The sequence below is a fragment of the Nonomuraea sp. NPDC049646 genome (genome assembly GCF_044465525.1).
Lineage (GTDB): Bacteria > Actinomycetota > Actinomycetes > Streptosporangiales > Streptosporangiaceae > Nonomuraea.
This window is the reverse complement of the sequence record NZ_JBITLU010000002.1, coordinates 310,066-333,549: the sequence shown is the minus strand read 5'-3', so window position 1 is coordinate 333,549 and position 23,484 is coordinate 310,066. Positions and strand designations below refer to the sequence as shown.

The following is a 23,484-nucleotide window of genomic DNA, read 5'->3' as shown; positions in this document are numbered from 1 at the left end:
GTTCGTCGGTGCTTCTCTCTTCACTGGTCGATCAGGGCGATGCCGTGGTCGCTGTATCGGGCGCCCTGGGCCCCGGTGTCGGGGACGGCGACGTCGATGGCGGCGAGGTCGGCGGCGGTCAGGTGCAGGTCGAGCGCGGCCAGGTTGTCGCGCAGGTGAGGGCGGCGGGAGCTGCCCGGGATGGGGATGACGTCGCTGCCGCGGGTGAGGAGCCAGGCGAGGGCGATCTGGGCGGGGGTGACGCTCTTGGCAGCGGCGAGGTGGGCGATGGCGTCGACGATGGCCAGGTTGGCCGTGAGGTCGTCGCCGTTGTAGCGGGGGGCGGTGGCGCGGAAGTCGCCGGGTTCGTAGCGCGTGGTGGCGCGGACGGCCCCGGTGAGCAGGCCGCGGCCGAGAGGGCTGTAGGCGATCAGGGTGGCGCCCAGACTGCGGATCGTGGGCAGGATGTCGTGTTCGACATGGCGTTCCCACAGTGAGTACTCGGTCTGGACGGCGCTGATCGGATGGATGGCGTGGGCGCGGCGGAGCGTGGTGGCCGACACCTCGGACAGGCCGATGTGGCCCACCTTGCCCTGGGCGACCAGGTCGGCCAGGGTACCGACGGACTCCTCGACGGGGACGGCGGGGTCGATGCGGGCGAGGTAGTACAGGTCGATGTGATCGGTGCGCAGCCGGCGCAATGACGCTTCGCAGGCCCGCCGCAGATCGCCTGGTGAGCCGGCGGGGACCAGGCCCTCGGCGGTGCGGCGGACTCCGGTCTTGGTGGCCAGCACGACGCGGTCGCGGTGCGGTGCGAGGGTCTGGCCGAGGAGTTCCTCGTTCGCTCCGTCGCCGTAGAAGTCGCCGGTGTCGAACATGGTGACGCCCGAATCGAGGGCCTCCAGCAGGGTGGCTGAGGCCTCGTGCGGGTCGGCGGGGCCGTAGGTTCCGGTCATGCTCATGCAGCCGAGGCCGAGTCGGGAGACCGCCGGGCCGTCAGGTCCAAGAGTGACGAGCATTGTCCCTCCGTCACTTCGCCAGGGCCGCGCGGAGGAACGCGAGGATCTCCGCCCGGGCGGTTTCGGCCTGTGGTTCCACGCCGGGCAGGGTGAGGAACGCGTGCTTTGCTCCCGGGTATTCGGTGAGCCGCACGGGGGTCCCCGCCTCGCGCAGTTGCTCGGCGTAGCGGCGGCCGTGGTCGGCGACCGCGTCCCGGGTGGGCACCACCACGAGCGCCGGGGCGAGCCCGCTCAGGTCGTCCGCGTACAGCGGCGAGACCGGGCCGGCGTCGGCTCCCGGCGGGACGGCGAGCCGCTGGATGAGCCGCAGTTGCGGCAGGGCCCGGGTCGGGCTGTATGCGTACTCGGTTGTCGAGGGATGGTCGAACATCGTCTCGGTCACGTCGACCACGGGGTTGACCAGCACCTGCGCCTTGAGTTCCAGGCCGGCCTCCCTGGCCCGGATGGCCGCCAGCGCGCTGATCAGCGCGCCGCAGCTCTCACCGAAGACGGCCGCGCGCGCAGGGGCGACGCCCCACTGCGCGGCGTGCCGCAGCACGTGCTGGAGCACGTCCCAGCCGTCGTCGGCGGCGTTCGCGAGCGGGCTGCCGGGGGCGAGCAGGCGGTGCTCGACCGAGACGACGAGGGCGGGCAGTCCCGCGGCGAGGTGGCTGTTGGTCCAGTCGCACTGCGCCGCCGTGCCCACGAAGCCGCCTCCGTGCACATGGACCACGAGTGGCAGGTCGGTTGTGGTGCCGGCTTCGCCGTCTCCCGTCGACGCCGGCCGGTACACCCGGACCGGGAGGTCGCGGCCGGGCAGTGCCACCTGCTGCCAGACGATCGCGGCGCCGGGATCCGGTTCCCCGAGGATTGCCCGAGCCGTGCCGGACGCCCGCCAGCGGTTCTCTGCGTCGCGGTAGGCGCGCAGTTCCTCGGTCGTGATTGCCGAGAAGTCCGGCTCCGGCGGCCGTGTCGCAATGGTGGTCTCACTCATGTGTCCTTCTCCCCCTCCCGGCCGGATGCCGGGTGTGCCGTTGTGGCTGGACAATGCGTTGCCCCCATTATGCACGCGGTGCGTGCATCGCCAAGTGCATAAGTTAGGCTGAGTTCGGACGAGAGGGGCGAGATGACTGGCCGACGGCGATGGTCGACCGAGGAGATCCTGGACACGGCGGCGGAACTGCTGCGCACGGGTGACGCCGAGTCGTTCAGCGTGCGCAAGCTCGCAGCGGTGCTCGGGACTGACTCCTCCAGCCTCTACCGGCATTTCCGCAACAAGACCGAACTGCTGCGCGCGGTCGCCGACCGGGTCCTGCTGGCCGCCATGGACGGCTACCGCCCCGAGGGCGACTGGAAGCAGCGCATCACCGCCCTGGCCCTGCGCCTGCGCGAGGCCTTCGGCGAGCAACTCCAACTCGCCACGGTGTGGGGACGCTATGGGTCCGGCGGCGCCGGATCCCGATTGGTCATGGAGGAACTGCTGCAGGCCCTGCGCACGTCCGGCCTGCCCGACGAGGAGATCCCGGTGCGATACCACCGCATCGTGATCCTCCTCTCCGCGCTGATCGCCTCCGAGGCGGGTATCAGCACCATCACCCCCAAGGAGTACGAACAGGCCATGGAGCAGTTCCGCGTCGCGGTGCTCGGCGCCGACCCCGAACGCTTCCCCGCCCTGGCCCACTTCGCCCGCGACATCCGCCCCCTCGGAGCAGACCGTCGCGCCGCATTCGAAGAGACCCTCGCCGCCCAACTCGCCCACATCGAGACCCAGATCCCCTGACGTGCTGGACCACGCGGTCGGGTCGCGCCACCGCCGCAGGCCCGGTGCAGGAGGGCGAGGGGGCGGAGCGGGGACCGGGCACCCTGGCCGCCCCGCGAACACCACCCGCTTCTTCTACCTCAACGAGGCCCCGCGCGACGTCTTCGTCGACCGGGGACCGGATCGCCGATCACGACCTGAGACGGGACAGCGCGCCGCCCCCTGTGGATGGCGTGGTGATCGGCTACCCTGGCCGGGCCACCGTGGTGACCGGCGGGCGTGGCGTGCTGCGCGCACGCGTGCAGGTGCCCGGCGTCGCCGGGCGCTCCGGCGACAGCAGGGGCGTCCCGCCGGCCATGGTCAAAGCAGCCGAGGCCATCGCCCGGCTGCACCACGCGCCGTGCCGGCGATCCGCGAGCGGTACGCCGAGGCGCGCGCGAACGTCCTCGACCGCGCCGGCTGACGGCGGCGGTCAGGTGGCTGCCCTGCGGCAGTCCAGGCAGCGGGTTCGGCCATCCCGCCTTCGAGACGGCCGAACCGAGGTCGAGCGTCTCAGCCCCGCGCGGCCAACAGGTGGTCCATGGCGAGCTGGTCCAGGCGTTCGAACGCCATCCCGCGCTCCGCGGCGGCCTTCACGTCGAAGTCCTCGTAGGCGGTGCGGTCCGCGAGGAAGTCGGCCACGGTCTCGCCCTCGCCCAGTGTCGGCAGCGCGAGTTCGTCCAGGCGTGAGGCACGCAGGGCCTCCTGTACCTCCGGGTCGGCGCGGAAGGCCGCGGCCCGCTCCTTGAGGATCAGGTAGTTGCGCATGCAGCCGGCGGCCGAGGCCCAGACGCCGTCGATGTCCTCGGTCCGCGGCGGCTTGAAGTCGAAGTGGCGGGGGCCGTCGTAGCCGCCGGTCTCCAGCAGGTCCACCAGCCAGAAGGCGGCCCTCAGGTCACCGGCCCCGAAGCGCAGGTCCTGGTCGTACTTGATGCCGTTCTGGCCGTTGAGGTCGATGTGGAAGAGCTTGCCCGCCCACAACGCCTGCGCGATGCCGTGCGGGAAGTTCAGCCCCGCCATCTGCTCGTGGCCGACCTCGGGGTTGACGCCGTACATGTCGGGCCGTTCCAGCTGCTCGATGAAGGCCAGGACGTGTCCGATGGTCGGCAGGATCATGTCGCCGCGCGGCTCGTTCGGCTTCGGCTCGATGGCGAAGCGCATGTCGTAGCCCTGCTCGACGACGTGCGCGCCGAGCACGTCGAAGGCCTCCTTCATCCGCTCCAGCGCGGTGCGGACGTCCTTGGCGGCGCCGCTCTCCGCGCCTTCGCGGCCTCCCCAGGCGACGTACGTCTTCGCGCCGAGCTCGGCGGCGAGATCGATGTTGCGGATGGTCTTGCGCAGCGCGTAGCGGCGCACGTCCCGGTCGTTGGCCGTGAAGGCGCCGTCCTTGAAGACGGGCTGGGTGAAGAGGTTCGTCGTGGCCATGGGGACGACGAGACCGGTCTCGTCCAGGGCCTTGCGGAACCGCTTGATGTGCTCTTCGCGCTCGGCGTCGGAGGAGCCGAACGGGATGAGGTCGTCGTCGTGGAACGTCACGCCGTAGACGCCGAGACCGGCGAGCCGTCGCACGGTCTCGGCGGGATCGAGGGCCTGCCGGGTGGCCTCACCGAAGGGGTCCCTTCCCTCCCAGCCGACCGTCCACAGGCCGAAGCTGAACCGGTCCTCCGGGGTGGGGGTGTAACTCATGCTGCCTCCCTGCCATTTGTCATGCCGATTGACAAATTAGTACATTGAGACGTCCCGGGGAACCCTTCATCCGCATCCCGGGTTCAAGACGAAGGACGCGAGGGCGAACAGATGGCGGCAGCCGTACCCGTGCAGGAAGGCCCCCTGGTCATCGGCGTGGACAGCTCCACGCAATCGACGAAGGCGCTGGTCGTCGATGCCGCTACCGGCGCCGTGGTCGCGCGGGGACAGGCCCCGCACACCATGAGCGGCGGGCCCACGGGCGACGGCAAGGAGAGCGACCCCGAGCAGTGGTGGGCGGCGCTGCGGGAGGCGCTCGCCCAGTGCGGACCGTACGCCTCGCGGGCCGCCGCCGTCTCCATCGCCGGCCAGCAGCACGGGCTCGTCACGCTGGACCGCTCCGGCCGCCCGGTACGTCCCGCGCTGCTGTGGAACGACGTCCGCTCCTCCCCCCAGCGCGACCGGCTCATCGGCGAGCTGGGCGGCCCCCAGGCGTGGGCGGAGAGGACCGGCAGCGTTCCCGCGCCGTCGTTCACGGTCACGAAGTGGGCCTGGCTGCGCGAGAACGAGCCGGAGGCGGTCCGCGCGACCGCGGCCGTCCGCCTCCCCCACGACTACCTGACCGAACGGCTCACCGGGCAGGGCACGACCGACCGCGGCGACGCCTCGGGCACCGGCTGGTGGGCGGCCGCCTCCGGGACGTACGACGAGGCGATCCTGGAGCACGTCGGGCTCTCCCCCGAGCTGTTGCCGCGGCTCCTGCCGCAGGGCGCGGCGGCCGGGACCGTACGGAACCTGCCCGGCCTGCCCTTGGCGCCCGGCACGCTGGTCGCGGCGGGCACCGGCGACAACATGGCGGCGGCACTCGGGCTCGGGCTGCGTCCGGGGCGGCCGGTGCTCAGCCTCGGGACCTCCGGCACGGTCTACGCCGTCACTGCCCGCAGACCCGCCGACCCGACGGGGATCGTCTCGGGGTTCGCCGACGCCCGCGACGCGTGGCTGCCGCTCGCCTGCACGCTCAACTGCACGCTGGCCGTGGACAAGATCGCCGGCCTCCTCGGCCGCGACCGCGAGGCGGTCGAGCAGGGCGGCTCGGCCGTCCTGCTTCCCTTCCTCGACGGCGAGCGCACGCCCGACCTGCCCCTGGCCTCCGGGCTGCTGTACGGGCTGCGCCACGACACGACACCCGGGCAGGTGCTCCAGGCCGCGTACGACGGCGCCGTCTTCGCCCTGCTCGCCGCCCTGGACCGGGTCCTCGACGAGGACGCCTCGCCGGACGCCCCCATCCTGCTCATCGGCGGCGGCGCCAGGGGCACGGCCTGGCGCGAGACCGTCCGCAGGCTCAGCGGCCGTCCCGTCCAGGTGCCGGAGGCCAGGGAACTGGTCGCCCTGGGAGCCGCCGCGCAGGCCGCCGGGCTGCTGCTCGGCGCCGACCCGGCGGCGGTGGCGCTCGGCTGGGCCACCGCCGAGGGCGCCCTGTACGAGCCGGTCCAGCGCGACGACGAGGCGTCGCACCGCATCAGCGAGGTCATGTCCGGGGCGGAAGGACTGCTGCGGCGTGGATGAGGCCGCCCGCGCCGTAGCCTGACACCTGGCGGTTCTCACTTCGCACCGCGGAGTCCGGGTCTCTCCACACGAGCCGCCTCCGCCACCCCCGGTGGCACGGAGCCGGAGAGACACGACGACCGGTCTAGAGGAGTCCAGGTGTCAGAGCCACCGTCCATCACCCAGCAGGAGATGCGCCGGCGCAACCTCTCGCTCGTCGCGCACGCCGTGGCCCGGCTCGGCCCGCTGTCCCGCGCTTCCGTCGCGGCCCACATCGGCTTGACGCGGGCCGCCGTGTCGACGCTCGTCGACGAGCTGATCCGCGACGGGCTGCTCGTGGAGCTGGGACCGTCGCGCCCGGGAACCGTAGGACGTCCCGGCAGCGCGCTGCAGCTCAACGACCAGGGACCGGCGGGTCTCGGGGCGGAGATCGGGGTCGATCGCCTCGCCGTGTGCGCGGTGGACCTCAGCGGGCGGGTGCGGGCGCGGGTCACGTACGAGGCCGCCAACCGGGGGCGCGAGCCGGGGCCCGTGCTGCGCGACCTCGCGAGGCTCGTCCGGAAGGTCTCGGCGGAGGCGGAGGGCCAGGGGCTACGACCGGCGGGGCTCGCCGTCGCGGTGCCCGGCCTGGTGGCGCGCGGGTCGTCGTCCGTGGTACGCGCCCCCAACCTGGGCTGGGAAGGCGTGGACCTCGCCCCCGCGCTCCCCGCTCTCCCGCTGACGGTCGACAACGAGGCCAACCACGGCGCGCTCGCCGAACTGTGGCTCGGGGCGCACGACCCTTCCCTCCGCAACTTCGTGCACGTCTCCGCGGAGATCGGCATCGGTGCGGCCATCGTCATCGACGGACGCCTGTTGCGCGGGACGCACGGCTTCACGGGGGAACTCGGCCATGTTCCGGTACGCCCCGAAGGCCCGGCGTGCGCCTGCGGCGGCCGAGGCTGCCTGGAGCGATACGCGGGCGAGGAAGCCCTGCTGCGGTCGAGCGGCGTCGATCCGGCGCGGGTCGCGGCCCTGCATCCGGGTCCGGGCGGCCGCATCGCCTTTCTGGCGGAACGCGCCCGCGAGGGCGACCAGCAGGTACGGCGTGCCCTGCGCGAGGCCGGCAAGGCACTCGGCATCGCCCTCGCCGGCGTCGTGAACCTCCTCGATCCGCAGAAGGTGATCCTCGGCGGCGGGCACTCCCCGCTGCTGCCGTGGCTGCTGCCCGCCCTGGAGCGGGAGCTGGACCGCCGGGTCATGGATCCGGGCCGCGTGGGCCAGGGCGCGGTGATCGTCTCGCGCCTGGGCTCGGACGGGCCGCTGCTCGGCGCGGCCAACTCGGTCGTGCAGGCGTGTCTCGACAATCCGGCCCGGCTCAAGGCAGGCGGCAAAGGCGCAGCAGCAGGTCCTTGACCTCCGTCGCCTCGAACCGGTCCTTGCCCAGGGACGGGTCCGAGCAGAGCAGCACCGGCCCGTCGGCGGCATCGGCGGGGAGCAGCCCGTGCGAGCCGCGTACGGCGCGGGCGCCCTGGTCGAGGCCGACGACGTTCATGAGGTAGCGCAGGCCGAGCTTCTTGCGCAGCAGCGCCACCCCGGCCCTGCGCTTGGCGGCGCCGGGGTTCGCCGGGTCGAAGAAGAGCTCGGCCGGGTCGTAGCCGGGCTTGCGGTGGATGTCGACGAGGCGGGCGAAGTCGGGTGCGCGGGCGTCGTCGAGCCAGTAGTAGTAGGTGAACCACGCCTCGGGCTCGGCGAGCAGGACCATGTCGCCGGAGCGGGGGTGGTCCAGGCCGTACGCCTTCTTCCCCGCGTCGTCGAGCACCTCGGCGACGCCGGGAAGGGCGGCGCAGAGCTCGGCGACGGCCGGCACGTCGGCGGGGTCGGCCACGTAGACGTGCGCCACCTGGTGGTCGGCGACGGCGAACGCGCGCGACGTCCACGGGTCCAGGTACTCCATGCCGGCCTGGGTGTGGACGTGCAGGAACCCCTCCGCGCGGAGCGTCCGGTTGACGTCGACCGGGCGGGAGACGTCGGTGATGCCGTACTCCGACAGCACGACGACCGTCCGGCCCGCCACCGCGGCGGTGTCCAGCAACGGCGTCAGCACTGTGTCGAGCTCGGCGGCCGCCGCGGCGGCGCGCGGGTCGGACGGGCCGTACCGTTGCAGGTCGTAGTCGAGATGCGGGATGTAGGCCAGGGTCAGGTCGGGGTCGTGCGCGGTCATGACGTGCTGGGTGGCGCGGCAGATCCAGGCCGAGGAGGCAAGGCCCGCCCCGGGGCCCCAGTAGGTGAACAGGGGGAACGTGCCCAGCTCCGCGGTGAGCTCGTCGTGCAGCTCCGGCGGGTGGGTGTAGCAGTCGGCCTCCTTGCGCCCGTCGGCGTGGTAGATCGGCCGGGGGGTGACCGTCCAGTCGACGTCGGCGCCCATCGCGTACCACCAGCACACGTTCGCCACCGTGAGGCCGGGCCGCTCGCGGCGGACGGCCTGCCACACCTTCTCCCCGCCGACGAGCGCGTTGTGCTGCCGCCACAGCAGGACCTCGCCGAGGTCGCGGAAGTACCAGCCGTTGCCGACGACGCCATGGCCGGAGGGTGGCAGGCCGGTGAGGAACGTGGACTGGACCGAGCAGGTGACGGCGGGCAGGACGGTGCCGAGTTCGGCCTGGAAGCCGCCCTCGGCGACGGCCCGCAGCCGCGGCATGTGCGCCAGCAGCCGAGGGGTCAGCCCCACCACGTCCAGGACCAGCAGCGATGTCATGAGGTCACTCCCAGCTTGTGCAGCTCGGCACGGGCGAAGTCCAGCTCCCCGGCGATACCGGCGGCGAGCTGCTCAGGGTTCCGCGGACGCAGCGCGGGCGGCAGCACCCCCCAGGTGTAGGTCTCCACGTCGAAGTGGTCGCAGAGCGGCCGCGGCCCGCCGAGGAGCTCCGCGAGCGCCGCGCGCAGCACGGGGACGGTCGTGGCCAGCGGCGCGGCCGGCGTGACGTGGAGGGGGACGTGGTAGTGGACCCGCCACGGTCCGGGCAGCGACCGTTCGAACGCCTCGTCGAGGTCGTCGGCGGACTCCCCCGCCGGGTTGCGCGTCTGGTGCAGGAAGCGCGGCTCGGCGTACTCGCGCAGGACGTCGGGCTCGGCGGACTCCAGGGCGGCGGAGAGCTGGACCTTGACGACCGGCAGGCCGGCGCGGCCCAGCTCTTTCAGCGCGTCGGCCGGATCCTCCCACGCGCAGGCCAGGTGGGCCAGGTCCAGGCAGACGCCGAGCCGGTCGCGGTCGACGTCGGCGAGCCGGGCCACCGCCTGGGCGGTCGTCTCCACGACGCAGCCGGGTTCGGGCTCGAAGCCGACCCGTACCGGCCGCCCGGTGGCGGACTCGACGGCGGCCAGTCCGGCGGCGAGCCGGTCGAGACGGCGGGCGGCGCGGTCGGCGGTCGCGGTGTCCCACGGGTCGCGCCAGGCGAGCGGCAGCGTCGAGACCGACCCACGGGCCGCGTCGTCGGGAAGCAGGTCGGCGAGGACGAGCGCCAGGTCCAGCGTGTACGTCAGGCGGTCCCGGGTGGTCCAGTCGGGACGGTAGACGGCGTGCTTGACGACCGGGTCCTGGAAGGAGCGGTAGGGGAAGCCGTTGAGCGTGACCACCTCCAACCCCCGTACGGACAGCTCGCGGCGCAGGCGGGCCCGCAGGGCGGGGTCGGCGGCCAGGGCGGCGGCGACGGGCGCGGCCAGCCAGAGCCCGAGCCCGAGGACGTCCGTGCCGAGGCGGGCGCGGATCGGGACCGCGTAGACGTCGAGCTGGGCAAGGATGCCGTCGAGGTCCTCGGCGGCGTGCACGTTGGTGCAGTAGGACAGGTGCAGCGGGGTTCCTCCCGCGTGGCGCAGCCGCATCAGCTGCCGCCGCGCTTGATGGAGCTGCCTTCGAAGGTTTCCCCGCCCGAGGCGGAGCCGGTCAGGTCGAGCCGTCCCGACTGGCCGTAGAACTCGACGGGGTTGCGCCACAACACCCGGTCGACGTCGTCGTCGGTGAACCCGGCCGCCAGCATGGCCCTCCCGGTCTCCAGCGTGAGCAGCGGGTCGGAGACGCCCCAGTCGGCGGCGGAGTTGACCAGCATCCGGTCGGGGCCGTACCGCCGCAGGATCTCCACCATGCGGGGCGGCGACATCTTCGTCTCGGGGTAGATGGAGAAGCCCGTCCAGCATCCGGCCTCGCGGACCATCTCGACGGTGACCTCATTGAGGTGGTCCACGGCGACCCGCTCGGGCGCGATGCCGGAGGCGGCGACGACCTCCAGCGTGCGCCGCGTGCCGGCGGCCTTGTCGCGGTGCGGGGTGTGCACGAGCGCCGGCAGGTCGTGCTCGACGGCGAGGCCGAGCTGCCGCTCGAAGGCGTCGTCCTCCTCCGGGGTCATCGAGTCGTAGCCGATCTCACCGACCGCGACGACCCGGTCCTTGTCCAGGTAACGCGGCAGCAGGTCGAGAACGGGACGGCAGCGCGGGTCGTTGGCCTCCTTGGGGTTCAGCGCGATCGTCGCGTGGTGGACGACGCCGAACTGCGCCGCCCGGTACGGCTCCCAGCCGATCAGCGAGTCGAAGTAGTCGGTGAAGGAGCCGGGGCCGGTGCGCGGCTGGCCCAGCCAGAAGGCGGGCTCCACGACGGCCCGGACGCCGGCGGCGGCCATCCGCGCGTAGTCGTCGGTGGTGCGGGACGTCATGTGGATGTGCGGGTCGAAGATGCGCATCAGGACTCCTCGTGGGTCAGGCGGTCGAGCAGGGCGGCGGCGTCGGCGGGCATCGGGCGTCCCGCGGCCGCGCGCTCGTCGGCGAACGCGGCCAGCATCTCCGCCAGCTCACGGTCGGCCCGCTCCTCCAGCCCGTCCACGGCGATCAGCGGCACGCCCATGAAGACGCACTTGAGCATCGCCTGCCGCCAGGCGGCCTGGTCGAGGTGACGGGCATAGGGGCCGAGCGCGGCGGCCAGCAGGCGGGCGTCGTTCGTGCGGATGGCGTCGTGCAGGAGCGGCAGGCCCGCTACGCCGACGGCGAGCATCGGCAGGGCCTTGAGCGCGGCCCGCTTCTCGTCGGCGTCGCCGTGGTGGTAGAGGTCGGCGATCCCGGCCTCGGCCCGGTCCGGCGGCAGCGCGGCCAGCAGCAGCGCGCGGGTGGCCTCGTCCGCCGTCCAGCCGGGCACGCCGGGCAGCGGGGTGCGCCCGGCCCGCCGTCCGGCCTGGGCGAAGGACCGGCTGATCGTCTCGGGCCGCTCGCCCGCCTCGGCGAGCGCGGCGTCCACCCATTCCGCCCGAGAGGTCTCCCGCAGCGTCTCCCGAAGCGCGGCGCGCAGCCGCTCCGGACCTGTCATGCCGTCCTTCCTACGTTGGAGGCCCGCTCGGCGTCGCGCAGGAACTCGATCGAACGCGCGGCCACGACGGGCGCGGCGTGGCTGTGCCGGGGCAGCTCGACCGCGACCAGGCCCCGGTAGCCCGCGTCGGCGAGCGCCCGCAGCACTGGCGGGAAGTCGATCTCCCCTTCGCCGAGCTCCAGGTGTTCGTGCACGCCGCGCCGCATGTCGTCGATCTGTACGTTGACCAGGTGCCCGGCGAGGGCGGCGACGCAGTCGGGCACCGGCTGGGGCTCGTTGCAGCGGCAGTGCCCGATGTCCAGGGTGATGCCGAAGCCGTCCGGGGAGCCGAGCGCCTGGTGCAGCGTCCGCCAGCCGGCGATCGTCTCGACGAGCATGCCCGGCTCGGGCTCGAACCCCAGCGGCACGCCGGCCCGCCGCGCGGCGTCGAGAACCCGCCCGCAGCCGTCGACCAGCCGATCCCAGGCGGTGGCCCGGTCGACGCCGGCCGGGCGTACGCCAGACCAGAACGACACCGCCTCAGCCCCGAGATCCGCGCCGACGGCGACGGCGCGGCTCAGGAAGTCCACCCGGCGGTCGCGGTCGTCGTCCAGCAGGGTCGGGGCGTGCTTGCGGCGCGGGTCGAGCAGGTAACGCGCGCCGGTCTCGACGACCACCGCCAGGCCGAGGTCGCGCAGCCGGTCGGCGACCCGCGCCACGCGCCGTGCCAGGCCGTCGGCGTACGGGTCGAGGTGGCAGTGGTCGAGCGTCAGGGCCACACCCTCGTAGCCGAGGCCGGCGATGACGTCGAGGGCGTCGGTCAGGCGGTGGTTGGCGAAGCCGTTGGTGCCGTAGCCGAATCGCGTCATGTCGCGGAGATCCTTCTGACCAGGCGCCGGGCCAGCGGGACCGCCGCCCAGAGGGCGAGCGCGACGCGGGCCGCGCCGGCGCGCGCGGTGAGTGCCGCCTGGAGGGCGGGCAGGCTGACGATGCCCGCGCTGACCGCGTCGCGCACCCGGCCCGCGCGGGGGTCGGCGACCGCGCGGGCCTGGGAGAGCCCGAACTGCGCGGCGTACCAGGCGGCGAGGGCCGGCTGCGTGAGGCTCACGCCGGTGCGGACGGTGACGGCCGCCCGATCGGGGCTCGCGCCGCCGCGGGCGGTGACGGCGGCGAGCGCGACGGTTCCTGAGAGGGTGAGCGCGGGCAGGCGCGGACCGGTGCCCGACACCTCCGCCCGCGAGAGCGCGGTCAGCAGGTACGTGTGCGCGCCGACCGTGACCGCGGCAGGCAACGCGTCCGCGACATGCCTGGTGGAAAGGGCGGGGGCGGCGCCGAGGAGGACGTCGAGGACACGGCAGAGCGCCATGGTCAGGGGACCGGCACGGGTGCCCTTGGCGGCGACGTCGTACCCCCAGACGGCGGCGGCCAAGGGCACGGCGACCGCCAGGGCCCGCCGGCCGCCCGCGAGCCCGGCCACGGCGAGCCCGGCAGCGGTGAGGCCCACCGCGACGCCGAGAGCCGCTCCGGCGGGCACCCGCCCTGAGGGGATGGGACGTTCCGGGCGTTCGACGGCGTCGAGACGCCGGTCGGCCCAGTCGTTGGCCGCCATTCCCGCCCAGTACAGGCAGACCGAGGCGCAGGCCAGGCCGACGGTGCGGCGGCCGAGCACCCCACCGGCGGCCGCCCCGGCGATCACGTCGCCGGGGACCGACAGCGCGGCAGGAGCCCGGACCAGGTCCAGCAGGTCTCGCGGCGCCGTCATCGCGGGGCGCTCGCGTACGCTTCGACGGCGGCCCGCAACGACTGCCACTGCTCGGCCAGCCCGTGAGGCACCTCTCCGAGGGGGTCCTTGAAGAAGAAGGCGAGTTCCGTGAGCGGGCCCGTGCGCCCGGCCCGGTGGGCGGCGGCGGTCAGCCGTGCCAGGTCCAGGATGAGCGGCGCGGCCAGGGCGGAGTCGCAGCCGTGCCAGGTGAACTCCATTCGCATGCGGGTGCCGAGGAAGCCCTCGAAGGAGATCAGGTCCCAGGCGGTCTTGAAGTCGTCGAGGTCCTCGACGAAGTCGATCCGGGTGTCACCCTGCGGGACGTAACCGAGCGTCTCGGGGAGCACGCGCTGCTTGCTGGCGGCCTTTGCCGCGTTGGCGGCCGGATCCGCCAGGTTCGCGCCGTCACCGCCGCCCAGCAGGTTGATCCCGGACCAGGTGCGCACCTTCAGGTTGCGCTGGGCGAACATCGGGGCGAGCACCGACTTGACCAGGGTCTCGCCGGTCTTGCCGTCGTGGCCGCCGTACGGGAGCCCCTTCTCGCGGGCCAGGGCGTCGAGGGCGGGCAGGCGGGCGCCGGTGGAGGGCGTGAAGTCGACGTACGGGCAGCCGGCGGACAGCGCGGCGTAGGCGGCCAGGGCACTGGGCGGGAGAACCGGGTCCGGACCGTCCAGCGCGGAACGCAGGGCGTCGAGGTCGGCGTGCGCGAGGTGCGGTGACGGCGCCGGTTCCGTGGTGGAGACGTTGATCACGACGACCTGGTCCAGGTCGTGCCCGGCGCGGAACCGGTCGAGGTCGGCGGCGATGGCGCGGGCGGTCTCGCCCTGCGTCGCGGCGACCGGCAGCGGCCGCACGTCCTGCTCGATGCCGAGCAGCGCGTCCTGCACCGCGCTCGCCAGCCCGTCCGGGACGACTCCCGCCTCGGCCAGCGCGGCCGCCTTCTTGTCCAGGGGTGTGGAGGAGATGTCGTGGCCGCCGAAGACCAGGTCCCCGATGCCGGGCAGGGCGTCATGGCGCAGTTCCGGCGTCTCCAGGACGCATCCGGTCGGCGCGGCCAGGCCGGCCCGGATCGCCAGTGCGCCGATCATGCTGGTGACCGCGACCGATCCTCGTGCCCCGATCAGCCATAATCCCGTTCTCATTGCTTTCCTCTCGCTGTTCTTCTCGCGATCGGTCAGCCGGGACGGCGGTGCCGCCGTCCCGGCGAGGCGCGCTACTCGGCCGAGAACGCGGCGTCGAAGGCTGCCGTGGGCGGGGTGATGGCGTTGAGGTCGCGGATCAGCGCCAGCGCGTCGGGCGCGCCGACCAGGCGGTCCATGCCCGCGTCCTCCCACTCGACGGAGATCGGGCCGTCGTAGCCGATCGCGTTCAGGGCCCGGAAGCAGTCCTCCCAGGGCACGTCGCCCCGGCCGGTGGAGACGAAGTCCCAGCCGCGGCGCAGGTCGGCCCAGGGCAGGTGCGACGACAGCCGGCCGCGGCGGCCGTTGCCGGTGCGCACCTTGGCGTCCTTGCAGTCGACGTGGTAGATCCGGTCGGCGAAGTCGAGGATGAAGCCCGCCGGGTCCAGCTCCTGCCACACCATGTGGGAGGGGTCCCAGTTCAGCCCGAACGCGGGCCGGTGCCCGATGGCCTCCAGCGTGCGGACGGTGGTGTGGTAGTCGTAGGCGATCTCACTCGGATGCACCTCGTGGGCGAAGCGCACGCCCACCTCGTCGTAGACGTCGAGGATCGGGTTCCACCGGTCGGCGAAGTCCTGGTACCCGGCCTCGATCATCGACGGGGGCACCGGCGGGAACATGGCCACGGTGTGCCAGATCGACGAGCCGGTGAACCCGACCACGGTCTTGACGCCCAGCTTGGCCGCCGCGCGGGCGGTGTCCTTCATCTCCTCGGCGGCGCGCCGCCGTACGCCTTCTGGCTCGCCGTCGCCCCAGATGCGAGCGGGCAGGATGCCCTTGTGCCGTTCGTCGATCGGGTTGTCGCAGACGGCCTGGCCGACGAGGTGGTTGGAGATCGTCCACACCCGCAGGTTGTGCTTGGCCAGGGTCTCCTTCCTGCGCTCGACGTAGGAGTCGTCGGCGAGGGCCTTGTCGACCTCGAAGTGGTCGCCCCAGCAGGCGATCTCCAGGCCGTCGTAGCCCCATTCCGAGGCCAGGCGGCAGACTTCCTCGAACGGCAGGTCCGCCCACTGCCCGGTGAACAGCGTGATGGGCCGGGTCATGAAACCTCCACAGGGGTGAAGCGGCTGTCGTCAGCCGCGCTCTGCTCGACGGCCGCCAGCACCCGCTGCACCTGCAGCCCGTCGTCGAACGACGGCTCGGGGTCGGTGCCGGCGGCGATCGCCTCGATGAAGTCCTTCACCTCGTGGGTGAAGGCGTGCTCGTAGCCCAGGCCGTGTCCGGGCGGCCACCAGGCGCCCGCGTACGGGTGGCCGGGCTCGGTGACCAGCACCCGCCGGAACCCGGCTTCGGCGTCGTCGAGGGTGTGGTCGTGGAACCACAGCTCGTTCATCGACTCGAAGTCGAAGGCCAGGCTGCCCAGGGATCCGTTGATCTCGATGCGCAGCGCGTTCTTGCGGCCGGTCGCGAAGCGGGTGGCCTCGAAGGAGGCCAGGCCGCCGCCGGTGAGCCGCCCGTTGAACAGCGCGGCGTCGTCGACGGTGACCGACCCCTTGCCCGTGCCGCCGCCGGCCGACAGGCCGGACGACGCGGCGGCCAGCGGGCGTTCCTTGACGAACGTCTCGGTCATGGCGGAGACGCCGGTCAGCCGCTCGCCGGTGACGTAGTGGGCGGTGTCGATGATGTGGGCGCCGATGTCGCCGAGCGCGCCCGATCCGGCCTTGTCCTTCTGCAGCCGCCATACCAGCGGGAAGTCGGGGTCGACGATCCAGTCCTGCAGGTACTGGGCTCGTACGTGCCGGATCTGTCCAAGCTTGCCCTCGGCCACGAACCGTCTGGCGAGCGCGACGGCCGGGACGCGGCGGTAGTTGAAGGCCACCATCGCCCGTATGCCCCGTCCGGCGGCGGCGCGGGCGGCGGCGGCCATCTCCTCGGCCTCGGCGACGCTGTTGGCCAGCGGCTTCTCGCAGATGACGTGCTTGCCCGCGGCCAGCGCCGCGATGGCGATCTCGGCGTGGCTGTCGCCGGGCGTGCAGATGTCGACGATCTGCACGTCGTCACGGTCGAGCACGCGCTTCCAGTCGGTCTCCGCGTGCGCCCAGCCCAGCTTCGCCGCAGCCTGCTCGGTCGCCTCGGGGTTCCTGCCGGCCAGCGCGACCATGGCGGGCCGGAGCGGCAGGTCGAAGAACGCGTCCACGTTGCGCCAGGCCTGGGAGTGGGTGCGGCCCATGAAGGCGTACCCGACCATGCCGACGCCGGCCACCGGCCTCATGATTCGAACCCCGACGGGAGGTACTTGGCGACGTTGTCCTTGCTCACGGTCTGCGAGGCGAGCGTGATCGACTGCGGCACCTCGTTCTCCATCAGGTCGCTCATGCCCTTGCCCTGAGCGATCAGGCGGGCGAGCTTGATCGCGGAGGCGGCCATCGTCGCGGGGTAGGTGACGGTGGCCTTCAGCACGCCGGAATCGGCCTGGATGTCGCGCATCGCGTTGGCCGAGCCGGCGCCGCCGACCATGATGAACTCGTCGCGGCCGGCCTCCTTGATCGCGGCCAGCACGCCGATGCCCTGGTCGTCGTCGTGGTTCCAGATCGCGTCGATCTTCTTGTGCGCCTGGAGCAGGTTGCCGGCGACCTGCGTGCCCGACTCGACGGTGAACTTGGCGTCCTGCTTGGCGGTCACCTTGAACCCGTACATCTGCAGGGCGTCGGCGAAGCCCTTGCTGCGCTCCTGGGTCAGCGGCAGCGTGGCGATGCCCTGGATCTCCAGGATCACCGGGTTCGACACCCCCTTGTCCTTGAGCGTCTTGCCGATGAAGTGCCCGGCGGCCACGCCCATGCCGTAGTTGTCGCCGCCGATCCAGGTCCGGTACGACAGCTTGTCGGGGAAGACCCGGTCCACGTTGATCACCGGGATGCCCGCGTCCATCGCCTGCCGGGCGACCTGGTTGAGCTGCTGGCCGTCGTTGGGCAGGATCACCAGCGCGTTGACCTTGGCCTGGATCAGCGACTCCACCGCCGAGATCTGCTGGTTGATGTCGTTGGTCGGCTCGACCGCCTTCAGCGTGACGTCGGAGTACTGCTTGGCCGCCTCCTGCGCGTTCTTGCTGATGGCCGCGATCCAGCCGTGGTCGGCGGCCGGGGCCGAGAAGCCGATGACGACCTGCTCGCCCGGCTTGTCGTTGTCCGTCCCGGCCGACGCCGCCGCCTGCGGGGCGGCGGAGGAGGCCGACACGGCGGCGGGCTCGTTACTGGTGCAGGCCGCGAGGAGGGCGCCCGCGCCGAGGACGGCGCCGCTCGCGAACAGCCCTCGACGGCCGACGTTCTTGCTCATGTATTTCTCCGATGGGTGGGGCCCGGGTCAGGGACGGAAGGGTTTCGGCGGGTCATAGAGGTGATTTGAGACTTCGCCGCTGCAGGAGCACGGCGGCGACGATGATCGCGCCCTTGGCGACGAGCTGGTCGGCGGTGTTCAGGCCGTTCAGGATGAACAGGTTGGTGATCACCGTGAAGATCAGCAGACCGAGGATCGACCCGATGATCGTGCCCTTGCCGCCGCTCAGCAGCGTCCCGCCGATGATCACCGCGGCGATCGCGTCCAGCTCGTACAGGTCGCCGTGGGTGGAGGAGCCGGTGGTGGTCCGCGCCATGATCAGCACGGCGGCGATCCCGCAGCACAGGCCCGACAGCGCGTACAACATCAGCGTGTGCTTGCGTACGTCGATGCCGGCCAGGCGGGCCGCCTCGGGGTTGCCGCCCACCGCGTACGTGCGCCGGCCGAACGTCGTGCGGTTGAGCACCAGCCAGCCGGCCAGCACCACCAGCGCGAACATGTACACCAGCAGCGGCAGCCCGAGCACCCGCGTGGTCGACAGGTCGACGATCAGCGAGTTGTCCGGCTGGACCAGCTGGGTGCGCTGGTTGGACATGCGCTGGGCCAAGCCGCGCGCGGCCACCATCATGGCCAGCGTCGCGATGAACGGCACCATCCGCCCGTAGGCGATGAGGAATCCGTTCAGCAATCCGGCGCCGGTGCCGACCAGCACCGCGCACACGATCATCACGACCGGCCCGTACGCCTGCGTCGCCAGCGTCGTCGCCCACACCGACGCCAATGCCATCAACGCCCCGACCGACAGGTCGATGCCACCACCGATGATCACGAACGTCGAGCCGACCGTGATCACGCCGATGGTCGAGGCCAGCGCCAGGATGCTCACCAGGTTGGAGGAGGTGGCGAAGTTCTCCGGTCTGGTCACCACGCCCACGATCGCCAGCAGCACCAGCGCCGCGACCAGACCCAGATGGCGGATCTCGCCGAGCCGGCCGAGGCGGCCGCGCGCCCCCACGGCTTTCAGGCGCGGGCCGGCCGGCGCGCTCTGATCAACGTCAGTCATGGAACGCTCCTTCTAGGGGATTCGCTTCGTCGGCCCCGGACGCCGACCCTGTGGAGACCATCACCAGGTCGAGCACGCGGTGCTCGTCCAGGTCCTCGGCCGGCGCCTCATGGACGATCCGGCCCTCGCGGACGACCAGCACCCGGTCGGCCAGGCCCAGCACCTCGGGCACCTCGCTGGAGACCAGCAGCACGCCGATGCCGTCGTCGGCCAGCTTGCGGACCAGCGCGTACAGCTCGGCGCGGGCGCCGACGTCCACACCGCGCGTGGGCTCGTCCAGCAGCAGCAGCTTGCGGTCCTCGGCCAGCCAGCGGCCCAGCACCGCCTTCTGCTGGTTGCCCCCCGACAACGTCCTGATCGCCCGGAGCGGATCGGGCGGGCGGATGTCCAGCGCCTGCGACAGCCTCGTGGCCTCGGCGAGCTCGCTGCGGCGGTCGAGCCAGCCCAGCCACCGCGGCTTGGTGTAGCGGCTCATGCTCGCCAGCGTGATGTTCTGCGCGACCGAGTGGTCCAGCAGCAGCGCCTGCGCCTTGCGCTCCTCGGGGGCCAGGCCCATGCCCATCCGCACCGCCCGGGTGGTGCTGCCCGGCCGCACCGTGCGCCCGTCGAGGACGACCCGGCCGCTGCCCTTGCGCGCGCCGTAGATCGTCTCGATGATCTCGCTACGGCCCGAGCCGACCAGCCCGGCCAGCCCGACGATCTCCCCCGCCCGTACGGTGAACGACACGTTCTCGAAGCGGCCGGGCAGCGTCAGGTTCTCCACGCGCAAGATCTCCTCGCCGGGCGGGGCCGAGGAGCGGGGCGGGAAGACGTACTCGACGTTGCGGCCGGTCATCAGGGAGACGATCTGCGAGGTGGGCGTCTCCTTGGCCGGCAGCCCGACGGCGACCGTACGCCCGTCCTTCAGCACGGTGACCCGGTCGCCGATCTCGCGGATCTCCTCCAGCCGGTGGGAGATGTAGATCACCGCCACGCCCTGGGAGGTGAGGTCGCGGATCACCCGGAAGAGATTGTCCACCTCGTCGTGGGCCAGGGCGGCCGACGGCTCGTCCATGATGATGAGCCGGGTCGAGTGCGACAGCGCCCTCGCCATGCTGACGATCTGCTTGTGCGCCGGGGACAACCGGCCCACCTCGGTACGCGGGCGGATCTCCCCGTGCCCCAGCCGCCTGAGCAGCTCGGCCGTGGCCCGGTCGGCCTCCGACCTGCGGGAGAAGCCGAAGCTCGCCGGCTCATGGCCGAGGAAGACGTTCTCCGTGACGCTCAGCCCGTCCACCAGGTCGAGCTCCTGGTACATCGTGGAGATGCCGAGACGGATCGCGGCGGTGGGGCCGGACAGGCGGGCTTCCTCGCCGGCGAAGGTGATGGTGCCCTCGTCGGGCTGGTGCGCCCCGGCCAGGATCTTGATGAGCGTGGACTTCCCTGCGCCGTTCTGGCCGAGCAGGCAGTGCACTTCCCCGGCGCGTACGTCGAGGTCGACCCCGTTCAGGGCGCGGACACCGGGGAACTGTTTGACGATTCCCCGCATGTGGAGCAGAGACGCCGAGTCGGATGTTGACCGCGGCACAGGTGCCTCCCTGGATTCATGGTGCGGTCGGGTCCCGCCCGCCTGACGGCGCCGGTTGGCACCGCCGACGGCATCGAGGTCGGCGTGAACGATGCCGATACGGCACCGGACTGCCGGTCAGGCGGGGCGGGACGTTCTGGGGGGAGAGGTGGCGGGTTCCCGTCCGCCTGACGGCATGCGCCATGGCCGCGGCACCTATGTGGGCGGGACGTGCCGAGGCGGGCGGAGCGATCGGGCGGACGGGAGGTCTAGTGGGGGGATCGGAGGTGTTCGGTCATGCCGATGGCTGGGGATGTCGGATCTCGATGTTCGCGGGGTCGGACAGTGCTCGTTCGACGACGACGCCGGCCGCTCCTCGCGAGGCGGCGCCGAAGCCGAGGTCGGAGGCGACGAACCGGCAGCGGCCGGCGGCGCCGCTCATCCCGAGGCGGGCCAGCTCTCGCTCGGCCGCGGGGATGAGCAGGTCGGCGAGCCTGGCGAAGTAGCCGCCCAGCACGATCGTCCGGGGGTTGAAGAGGTTGACCAACATGGCCGCCCCGATGCCGAGCCACGTGCCCACCTCGGCGACGGCCGCGTCGACCCTCGGGTCTCCTTCGGCGCGCCGCTGCTCGATCTCGGCCAGCCGCTCCTCCGGGTCGCGGACGATCTGGGAGCGCATGCCGTACGCGCGGTCGGGGGTGGCCATGCGCACGAGCGCGGCCAGCCCGACCTTGGTCTCCCAGCAGCCGGTGAGGCCGCAGCGGCACGCCTCGCCGGACGGGTCGACCACGACGTGACCGACCTCCCCGGCGAATCCGTCCGCTCCACCCAGCAACCGGCCTCCGGAGATGACGCCGCCGCCGACGCCGACCTCGCCGGTCAGGTAGACCAGGTCGGAGGTGCCCGCCGCGGCGCCGAAGGTGTACTCGGCCAGGGCCGCGAGGTTGGCGTCGTTGTCGACCCCGATGGGGATGTCACCCGGAATGTCGGCGTGGGACAGTCGCTCCGCCACCTTCACGCCGCGCCAGCCGAGGTTCGGGGCGACGACGACGGTGCCGTCGGTTGTGTCGACCAGGCCGGGGACGGCCACGGTGATCCCGGCCGGCGTGACTCCGAGCGGTTCGAGGTCGGCCAGGGTCTTCTCGATCACGCGGGCCAGCTCGTCCAGCGAGCGTTCCGGGCCGGATCCCATCGCGTCGAAGCTGATCCGCCGGTCGATGAGGACCCTGCCTGCCAGGTCGGTGGCGATCGCGGCGATGTAGTCGACGTTGACTTCCACGCCCAGGGCGCCGACCCGCGAGCCGTCCAGGACGAGCGCGACACTCGGTCGGCCGACGGAACCCGCGTGCTGCGGGCCTGTCTCCTTGACCAGCCCGCGTGCCTGCAGCTCGCTCACCAAGCTGGTGACGGTGGTCTTGTTCAACCCGGTCTCGACAGCGACGGCGGACCGGGAGCACGGGCCGTGCCCGCTGATGTGACGCAGCACCAGAGCGAGGTTGGAACGTCGCACGGTGGTCTGGTCCGCGGGAACTCCCGCGGGCAGGCCCCGACTCGTCGAGTCGGTCGCTGGGGCGTCAGCCCTGCCGTGGTGCACGCGTCTCCTTAGGACTCAATTAGTACGTATGGCTGGCCGAATTAAAAGGGGCAACGGATGAAGAGCACAAGAGGGAAAGCGGTTGCACCTCGCATAACAGTCCGGTAACGACCTGGCGAAGACCTGCTGAACTGCGCGAAGACGACCGATGCCAACTCGTTACGCGGCGCGGGGGTGCGTGGCCGGATACCTCCGTGTTACAACCCTCATTAATTGATCGCCGATACAAACAAAGGGCGGGTGACACGAGTGACCAACGGGCACCTCACCCGCACCTCCAACGTGGGCGCTTCCTCGGCCGGCTCCGCCGCGCTGCGCAGGGCGAACCTCTCCTCGGTGCTGCGTGAGCTGCGCGACCACACCTCCCTGTCCCGTGCCGACATCGCCGAGGCGACCGGGCTGCACCGCGCCACCGTCTCCAACCTCATGGCCGAGCTCCTCGAACGGCGGCTCGTACGGGAGGTCGGCGTCGAGCACGTGGGCGCGATCGGGCGTCCCCGACGGGCGGTGGCGCTGCACGGCGCACACGTCGGCGCCCTGGGCATGGAGATCAACGTCGACTACATCGCCGTCCACGGCACCGACCTCAGCGGCCGGGTCCTGGTCGAGCGCCGGGTCGTCTTCGACGCGATGGGCAGCGGCCCGGATCGGGCGGTCCGCCGGCTCGGGCTCGTGGCCAAGGAGGCCGTGGAGGCGATGTGCCGGGCCGGAGCGACGCCCGCCGGCATAGCGGTGGCCGTCCCCGGGCTCGTCGACGTGGCACGCGGCGTCGTGACGTTCGCGCCGAACCTCTACTGGCATGATTTGCCGCTGGCCGAGCGGCTGACCTCCGTGCTCGGCCCGCTGAGCGTACCGGTGCTGGTGGACAACGACGCCAACCTCGCCGCGCTGGGCGAGTACATCTCGGGTGTCGCCGCAGGCACGTCCGACCTGGTCTATCTCACCGGCGAGGTCGGGGTAGGCGGCGGCATCATCTCCGGGGGCCGGCTCCTGCGCGGCGCGGACGGGTTCTCCGGCGAGGTCGGCCATCTGCGGCTCGACCCCAACGGCGACCAGTGCGGCTGCGGCCGCATCGGCTGCTGGGAGACCAAGGTCGGCCTGGCCGCGCTCGTCCGCGCGGCGATGCCGGAGCACGCCTACGGGCTGCCCGGCATGCCGATGCCCGACCCCGGCGAACGAGTGGCCGACATCGCGCGCGGCCTGGCCTCGGGCGATGTACGGATGACGAAGGCGGTGGCGCAGGTCGGCGAATGGCTCGGGCTCGGTGGCTCGATCCTGGCCAACCTGTTCAACCCGCGGGTGATCGTCATCGGCGGCTACTTCGCCTCCCTGGCCGAGTGGCTGCTGCCGCACGCGCAATATCAGCTGCAACGGCTCGTGGTGGCCGCTCCCGCCGCCCAGTGCCGATTCGTCGCCTCCACGCTCGGCTTCGGCGCAGCCTCCCGGGGCGCCGCGAGCATGGTGGTCACCCAGATCATCGACGACCCGACCACGATCATGGACTCGCCACCGCGGCCGGCAGTCCACTGACAGCACCCCACAGACCTGGAGACGGCACCCTCCAGCACCCCGCAACACCCGCTCGAAAACCAAGTGGCAACAAGCGCGGCGGCGCGCGCCTTGCCTGACGTCCCCCCGGTCAGGAAGGGTTTCCATGTCACCACGTCATCGAACGTGGGCCAGGCTGCTCCACGCGGCCCCGCCACAGGACCGACGTCGTCCGCGACGTCGCATCGCGGCGGCGACGGCTCTTG

General features: G+C 72.4%; 20 protein-coding genes. 4 read left to right on the top strand and 16 right to left on the bottom strand.

Annotation, left to right across the window (positions count from 1 at the left end; genetic code table 11):
* Nucleotides 1-20 precede the first annotated feature (20 nt).
* Both ACIBQ8_RS06315 and ACIBQ8_RS06310 read right to left on the bottom strand, forming a co-directional pair.
* The gene (locus ACIBQ8_RS06315; protein ID WP_397191324.1) at nt 21-998 is read right to left on the bottom strand and encodes an aldo/keto reductase; all 978 of its coding nucleotides are present in this window, start codon (nt 996-998) and stop codon (nt 21-23) included.
* 10 nt (nt 999-1,008) lie between these two features.
* Nucleotides 1,009-1,971, bottom strand: a complete 963-nt coding sequence (locus tag ACIBQ8_RS06310; protein ID WP_397191323.1) for an alpha/beta hydrolase — start codon at nt 1,969-1,971, stop codon at nt 1,009-1,011.
* A gap of 132 nt (nt 1,972-2,103) precedes the next feature.
* Between ACIBQ8_RS06310 and ACIBQ8_RS06305 the strand changes: the two genes are divergently transcribed.
* Entirely contained in the window at nt 2,104-2,757 is a 654-nt protein-coding gene (locus tag ACIBQ8_RS06305) for a TetR/AcrR family transcriptional regulator (RefSeq protein WP_397177836.1), read from the top strand.
* 531 nt (nt 2,758-3,288) lie between these two features.
* On the opposite strand, the gene xylA is transcribed toward ACIBQ8_RS06305, so the two are convergent.
* Complete coding sequence (xylA, locus tag ACIBQ8_RS06300; protein ID WP_352326383.1) at nt 3,289-4,461, bottom strand: xylose isomerase; 1,173 nt, start codon at nt 4,459-4,461, stop codon at nt 3,289-3,291.
* Nucleotides 4,462-4,572: 111 nt separating this feature from the next.
* Between xylA and xylB the strand changes: the two genes are divergently transcribed.
* The gene (gene xylB, locus ACIBQ8_RS06295) at nt 4,573-6,027 is read left to right on the top strand and encodes a xylulokinase (RefSeq protein ID WP_397191322.1); all 1,455 of its coding nucleotides are present in this window, start codon (nt 4,573-4,575) and stop codon (nt 6,025-6,027) included.
* A gap of 138 nt (nt 6,028-6,165) precedes the next feature.
* Nucleotides 6,166-7,401, top strand: coding sequence for an ROK family protein (locus ACIBQ8_RS06290; RefSeq protein ID WP_397177833.1), 1,236 nt, complete (start codon nt 6,166-6,168; stop codon nt 7,399-7,401).
* On the opposite strand, the gene ACIBQ8_RS06285 is transcribed toward ACIBQ8_RS06290, so the two are convergent.
* From ACIBQ8_RS06285 to ACIBQ8_RS06225, 13 genes are all read right to left on the bottom strand, one after another.
* The gene (locus ACIBQ8_RS06285; RefSeq protein ID WP_397191321.1) at nt 7,364-8,743 is read right to left on the bottom strand and encodes a nucleotide pyrophosphatase/phosphodiesterase family protein; all 1,380 of its coding nucleotides are present in this window, start codon (nt 8,741-8,743) and stop codon (nt 7,364-7,366) included. The two genes, ACIBQ8_RS06290 and ACIBQ8_RS06285, sit on opposite strands and share 38 nt — an antisense overlap.
* Nucleotides 8,740-9,867, bottom strand: coding sequence for a metabolite traffic protein EboE (gene eboE / locus ACIBQ8_RS06280; protein ID WP_352328394.1), 1,128 nt, complete (start codon nt 9,865-9,867; stop codon nt 8,740-8,742). The genes ACIBQ8_RS06285 and eboE overlap by 4 nt, the downstream gene beginning before the upstream one ends.
* Nucleotides 9,867-10,718, bottom strand: a complete 852-nt coding sequence (locus tag ACIBQ8_RS06275; RefSeq protein WP_364419974.1) for a TatD family hydrolase — start codon at nt 10,716-10,718, stop codon at nt 9,867-9,869. Before ACIBQ8_RS06275 ends, eboE begins: the two co-directional genes overlap by 1 nt.
* Nucleotides 10,718-11,335 carry an EboA domain-containing protein gene (locus tag ACIBQ8_RS06270; protein WP_397191320.1) on the bottom strand — a complete coding sequence of 206 codons (618 nt, stop codon included), beginning with the start codon at nt 11,333-11,335 and terminating at the stop codon, nt 10,718-10,720. The genes ACIBQ8_RS06275 and ACIBQ8_RS06270 overlap by 1 nt, the downstream gene beginning before the upstream one ends.
* Complete coding sequence (locus tag ACIBQ8_RS06265; protein WP_397191319.1) at nt 11,332-12,183, bottom strand: sugar phosphate isomerase/epimerase family protein; 852 nt, start codon at nt 12,181-12,183, stop codon at nt 11,332-11,334. The genes ACIBQ8_RS06270 and ACIBQ8_RS06265 overlap by 4 nt, the downstream gene beginning before the upstream one ends.
* Entirely contained in the window at nt 12,180-13,076 is an 897-nt protein-coding gene (locus tag ACIBQ8_RS06260) for an SCO3242 family prenyltransferase (RefSeq protein WP_397191318.1), read from the bottom strand. Before ACIBQ8_RS06260 ends, ACIBQ8_RS06265 begins: the two co-directional genes overlap by 4 nt.
* Nucleotides 13,073-14,218 carry an inositol-3-phosphate synthase gene (locus ACIBQ8_RS06255; RefSeq protein WP_397191317.1) on the bottom strand — a complete coding sequence of 382 codons (1,146 nt, stop codon included), beginning with the start codon at nt 14,216-14,218 and terminating at the stop codon, nt 13,073-13,075. Before ACIBQ8_RS06255 ends, ACIBQ8_RS06260 begins: the two co-directional genes overlap by 4 nt.
* Before the next feature lie 71 nt (nt 14,219-14,289).
* Nucleotides 14,290-15,297, bottom strand: a complete 1,008-nt coding sequence (locus tag ACIBQ8_RS06250) for a sugar phosphate isomerase/epimerase family protein (RefSeq protein ID WP_352327224.1) — start codon at nt 15,295-15,297, stop codon at nt 14,290-14,292.
* Nucleotides 15,294-16,466, bottom strand: coding sequence for a Gfo/Idh/MocA family protein (locus ACIBQ8_RS06245; RefSeq protein WP_397191316.1), 1,173 nt, complete (start codon nt 16,464-16,466; stop codon nt 15,294-15,296). The genes ACIBQ8_RS06250 and ACIBQ8_RS06245 overlap by 4 nt, the downstream gene beginning before the upstream one ends.
* Nucleotides 16,463-17,527, bottom strand: coding sequence for a substrate-binding domain-containing protein (locus ACIBQ8_RS06240; protein WP_397177825.1), 1,065 nt, complete (start codon nt 17,525-17,527; stop codon nt 16,463-16,465). Before ACIBQ8_RS06240 ends, ACIBQ8_RS06245 begins: the two co-directional genes overlap by 4 nt.
* Before the next feature lie 52 nt (nt 17,528-17,579).
* Complete coding sequence (locus ACIBQ8_RS06235; RefSeq protein ID WP_397191315.1) at nt 17,580-18,590, bottom strand: ABC transporter permease; 1,011 nt, start codon at nt 18,588-18,590, stop codon at nt 17,580-17,582.
* A complete protein-coding gene (locus ACIBQ8_RS06230) occupies nt 18,583-20,118 on the bottom strand; it encodes a sugar ABC transporter ATP-binding protein (protein WP_352327220.1) in 1,536 nt (511 codons plus the stop codon). Before ACIBQ8_RS06230 ends, ACIBQ8_RS06235 begins: the two co-directional genes overlap by 8 nt.
* 313 nt (nt 20,119-20,431) lie before the next feature.
* A complete protein-coding gene (locus ACIBQ8_RS06225) occupies nt 20,432-21,646 on the bottom strand; it encodes an ROK family protein (protein WP_397191314.1) in 1,215 nt (404 codons plus the stop codon).
* A gap of 333 nt (nt 21,647-21,979) precedes the next feature.
* On the opposite strand from ACIBQ8_RS06225, the gene ACIBQ8_RS06220 reads away from it, so the two are divergent.
* Nucleotides 21,980-23,260: an ROK family protein gene (locus ACIBQ8_RS06220; protein WP_397191313.1), complete on the top strand. Its 1,281-nt coding sequence runs from the start codon at nt 21,980-21,982 to the stop codon at nt 23,258-23,260.
* Nucleotides 23,261-23,484: the final 224 nt, after the last annotated feature.

Bases quoted from the DNA above. Each gene is read 5' to 3' on its own strand.
- ACIBQ8_RS06270 (WP_397191320.1), bottom strand. From the start codon at position 11,335: ATGACAGGTCCGGAGCGGCTGCGCGCCGCGCTTCGGGAGACGCTGCGG.
- ACIBQ8_RS06255 (WP_397191317.1), bottom strand. From the start codon at position 14,218: ATGAGAACGGGATTATGGCTGATCGGGGCACGAGGATCGGTCGCGGTC.
- ACIBQ8_RS06285 (WP_397191321.1), bottom strand. From the start codon at position 8,743: ATGACATCGCTGCTGGTCCTGGACGTGGTGGGGCTGACCCCTCGGCTG.
- xylB (WP_397191322.1), top strand. From the start codon at position 4,573: ATGGCGGCAGCCGTACCCGTGCAGGAAGGCCCCCTGGTCATCGGCGTG.
- eboE (WP_352328394.1), bottom strand. From the start codon at position 9,867: ATGCGGCTGCGCCACGCGGGAGGAACCCCGCTGCACCTGTCCTACTGC.
- ACIBQ8_RS06275 (WP_364419974.1), bottom strand. From the start codon at position 10,718: ATGCGCATCTTCGACCCGCACATCCACATGACGTCCCGCACCACCGAC.
- ACIBQ8_RS06230 (WP_352327220.1), bottom strand. From the start codon at position 20,118: ATGCGGGGAATCGTCAAACAGTTCCCCGGTGTCCGCGCCCTGAACGGG.
- ACIBQ8_RS06265 (WP_397191319.1), bottom strand. From the start codon at position 12,183: ATGACGCGATTCGGCTACGGCACCAACGGCTTCGCCAACCACCGCCTG.
- ACIBQ8_RS06250 (WP_352327224.1), bottom strand. From the start codon at position 15,297: ATGACCCGGCCCATCACGCTGTTCACCGGGCAGTGGGCGGACCTGCCG.
- ACIBQ8_RS06235 (WP_397191315.1), bottom strand. From the start codon at position 18,590: ATGACTGACGTTGATCAGAGCGCGCCGGCCGGCCCGCGCCTGAAAGCC.
- xylA (WP_352326383.1), bottom strand. From the start codon at position 4,461: ATGAGTTACACCCCCACCCCGGAGGACCGGTTCAGCTTCGGCCTGTGG.
- ACIBQ8_RS06305 (WP_397177836.1), top strand. From the start codon at position 2,104: ATGACTGGCCGACGGCGATGGTCGACCGAGGAGATCCTGGACACGGCG.
- ACIBQ8_RS06240 (WP_397177825.1), bottom strand. From the start codon at position 17,527: ATGAGCAAGAACGTCGGCCGTCGAGGGCTGTTCGCGAGCGGCGCCGTC.
- ACIBQ8_RS06245 (WP_397191316.1), bottom strand. From the start codon at position 16,466: ATGAGGCCGGTGGCCGGCGTCGGCATGGTCGGGTACGCCTTCATGGGC.
- ACIBQ8_RS06310 (WP_397191323.1), bottom strand. From the start codon at position 1,971: ATGAGTGAGACCACCATTGCGACACGGCCGCCGGAGCCGGACTTCTCG.
- ACIBQ8_RS06260 (WP_397191318.1), bottom strand. From the start codon at position 13,076: ATGACGGCGCCGCGAGACCTGCTGGACCTGGTCCGGGCTCCTGCCGCG.
- ACIBQ8_RS06315 (WP_397191324.1), bottom strand. From the start codon at position 998: ATGCTCGTCACTCTTGGACCTGACGGCCCGGCGGTCTCCCGACTCGGC.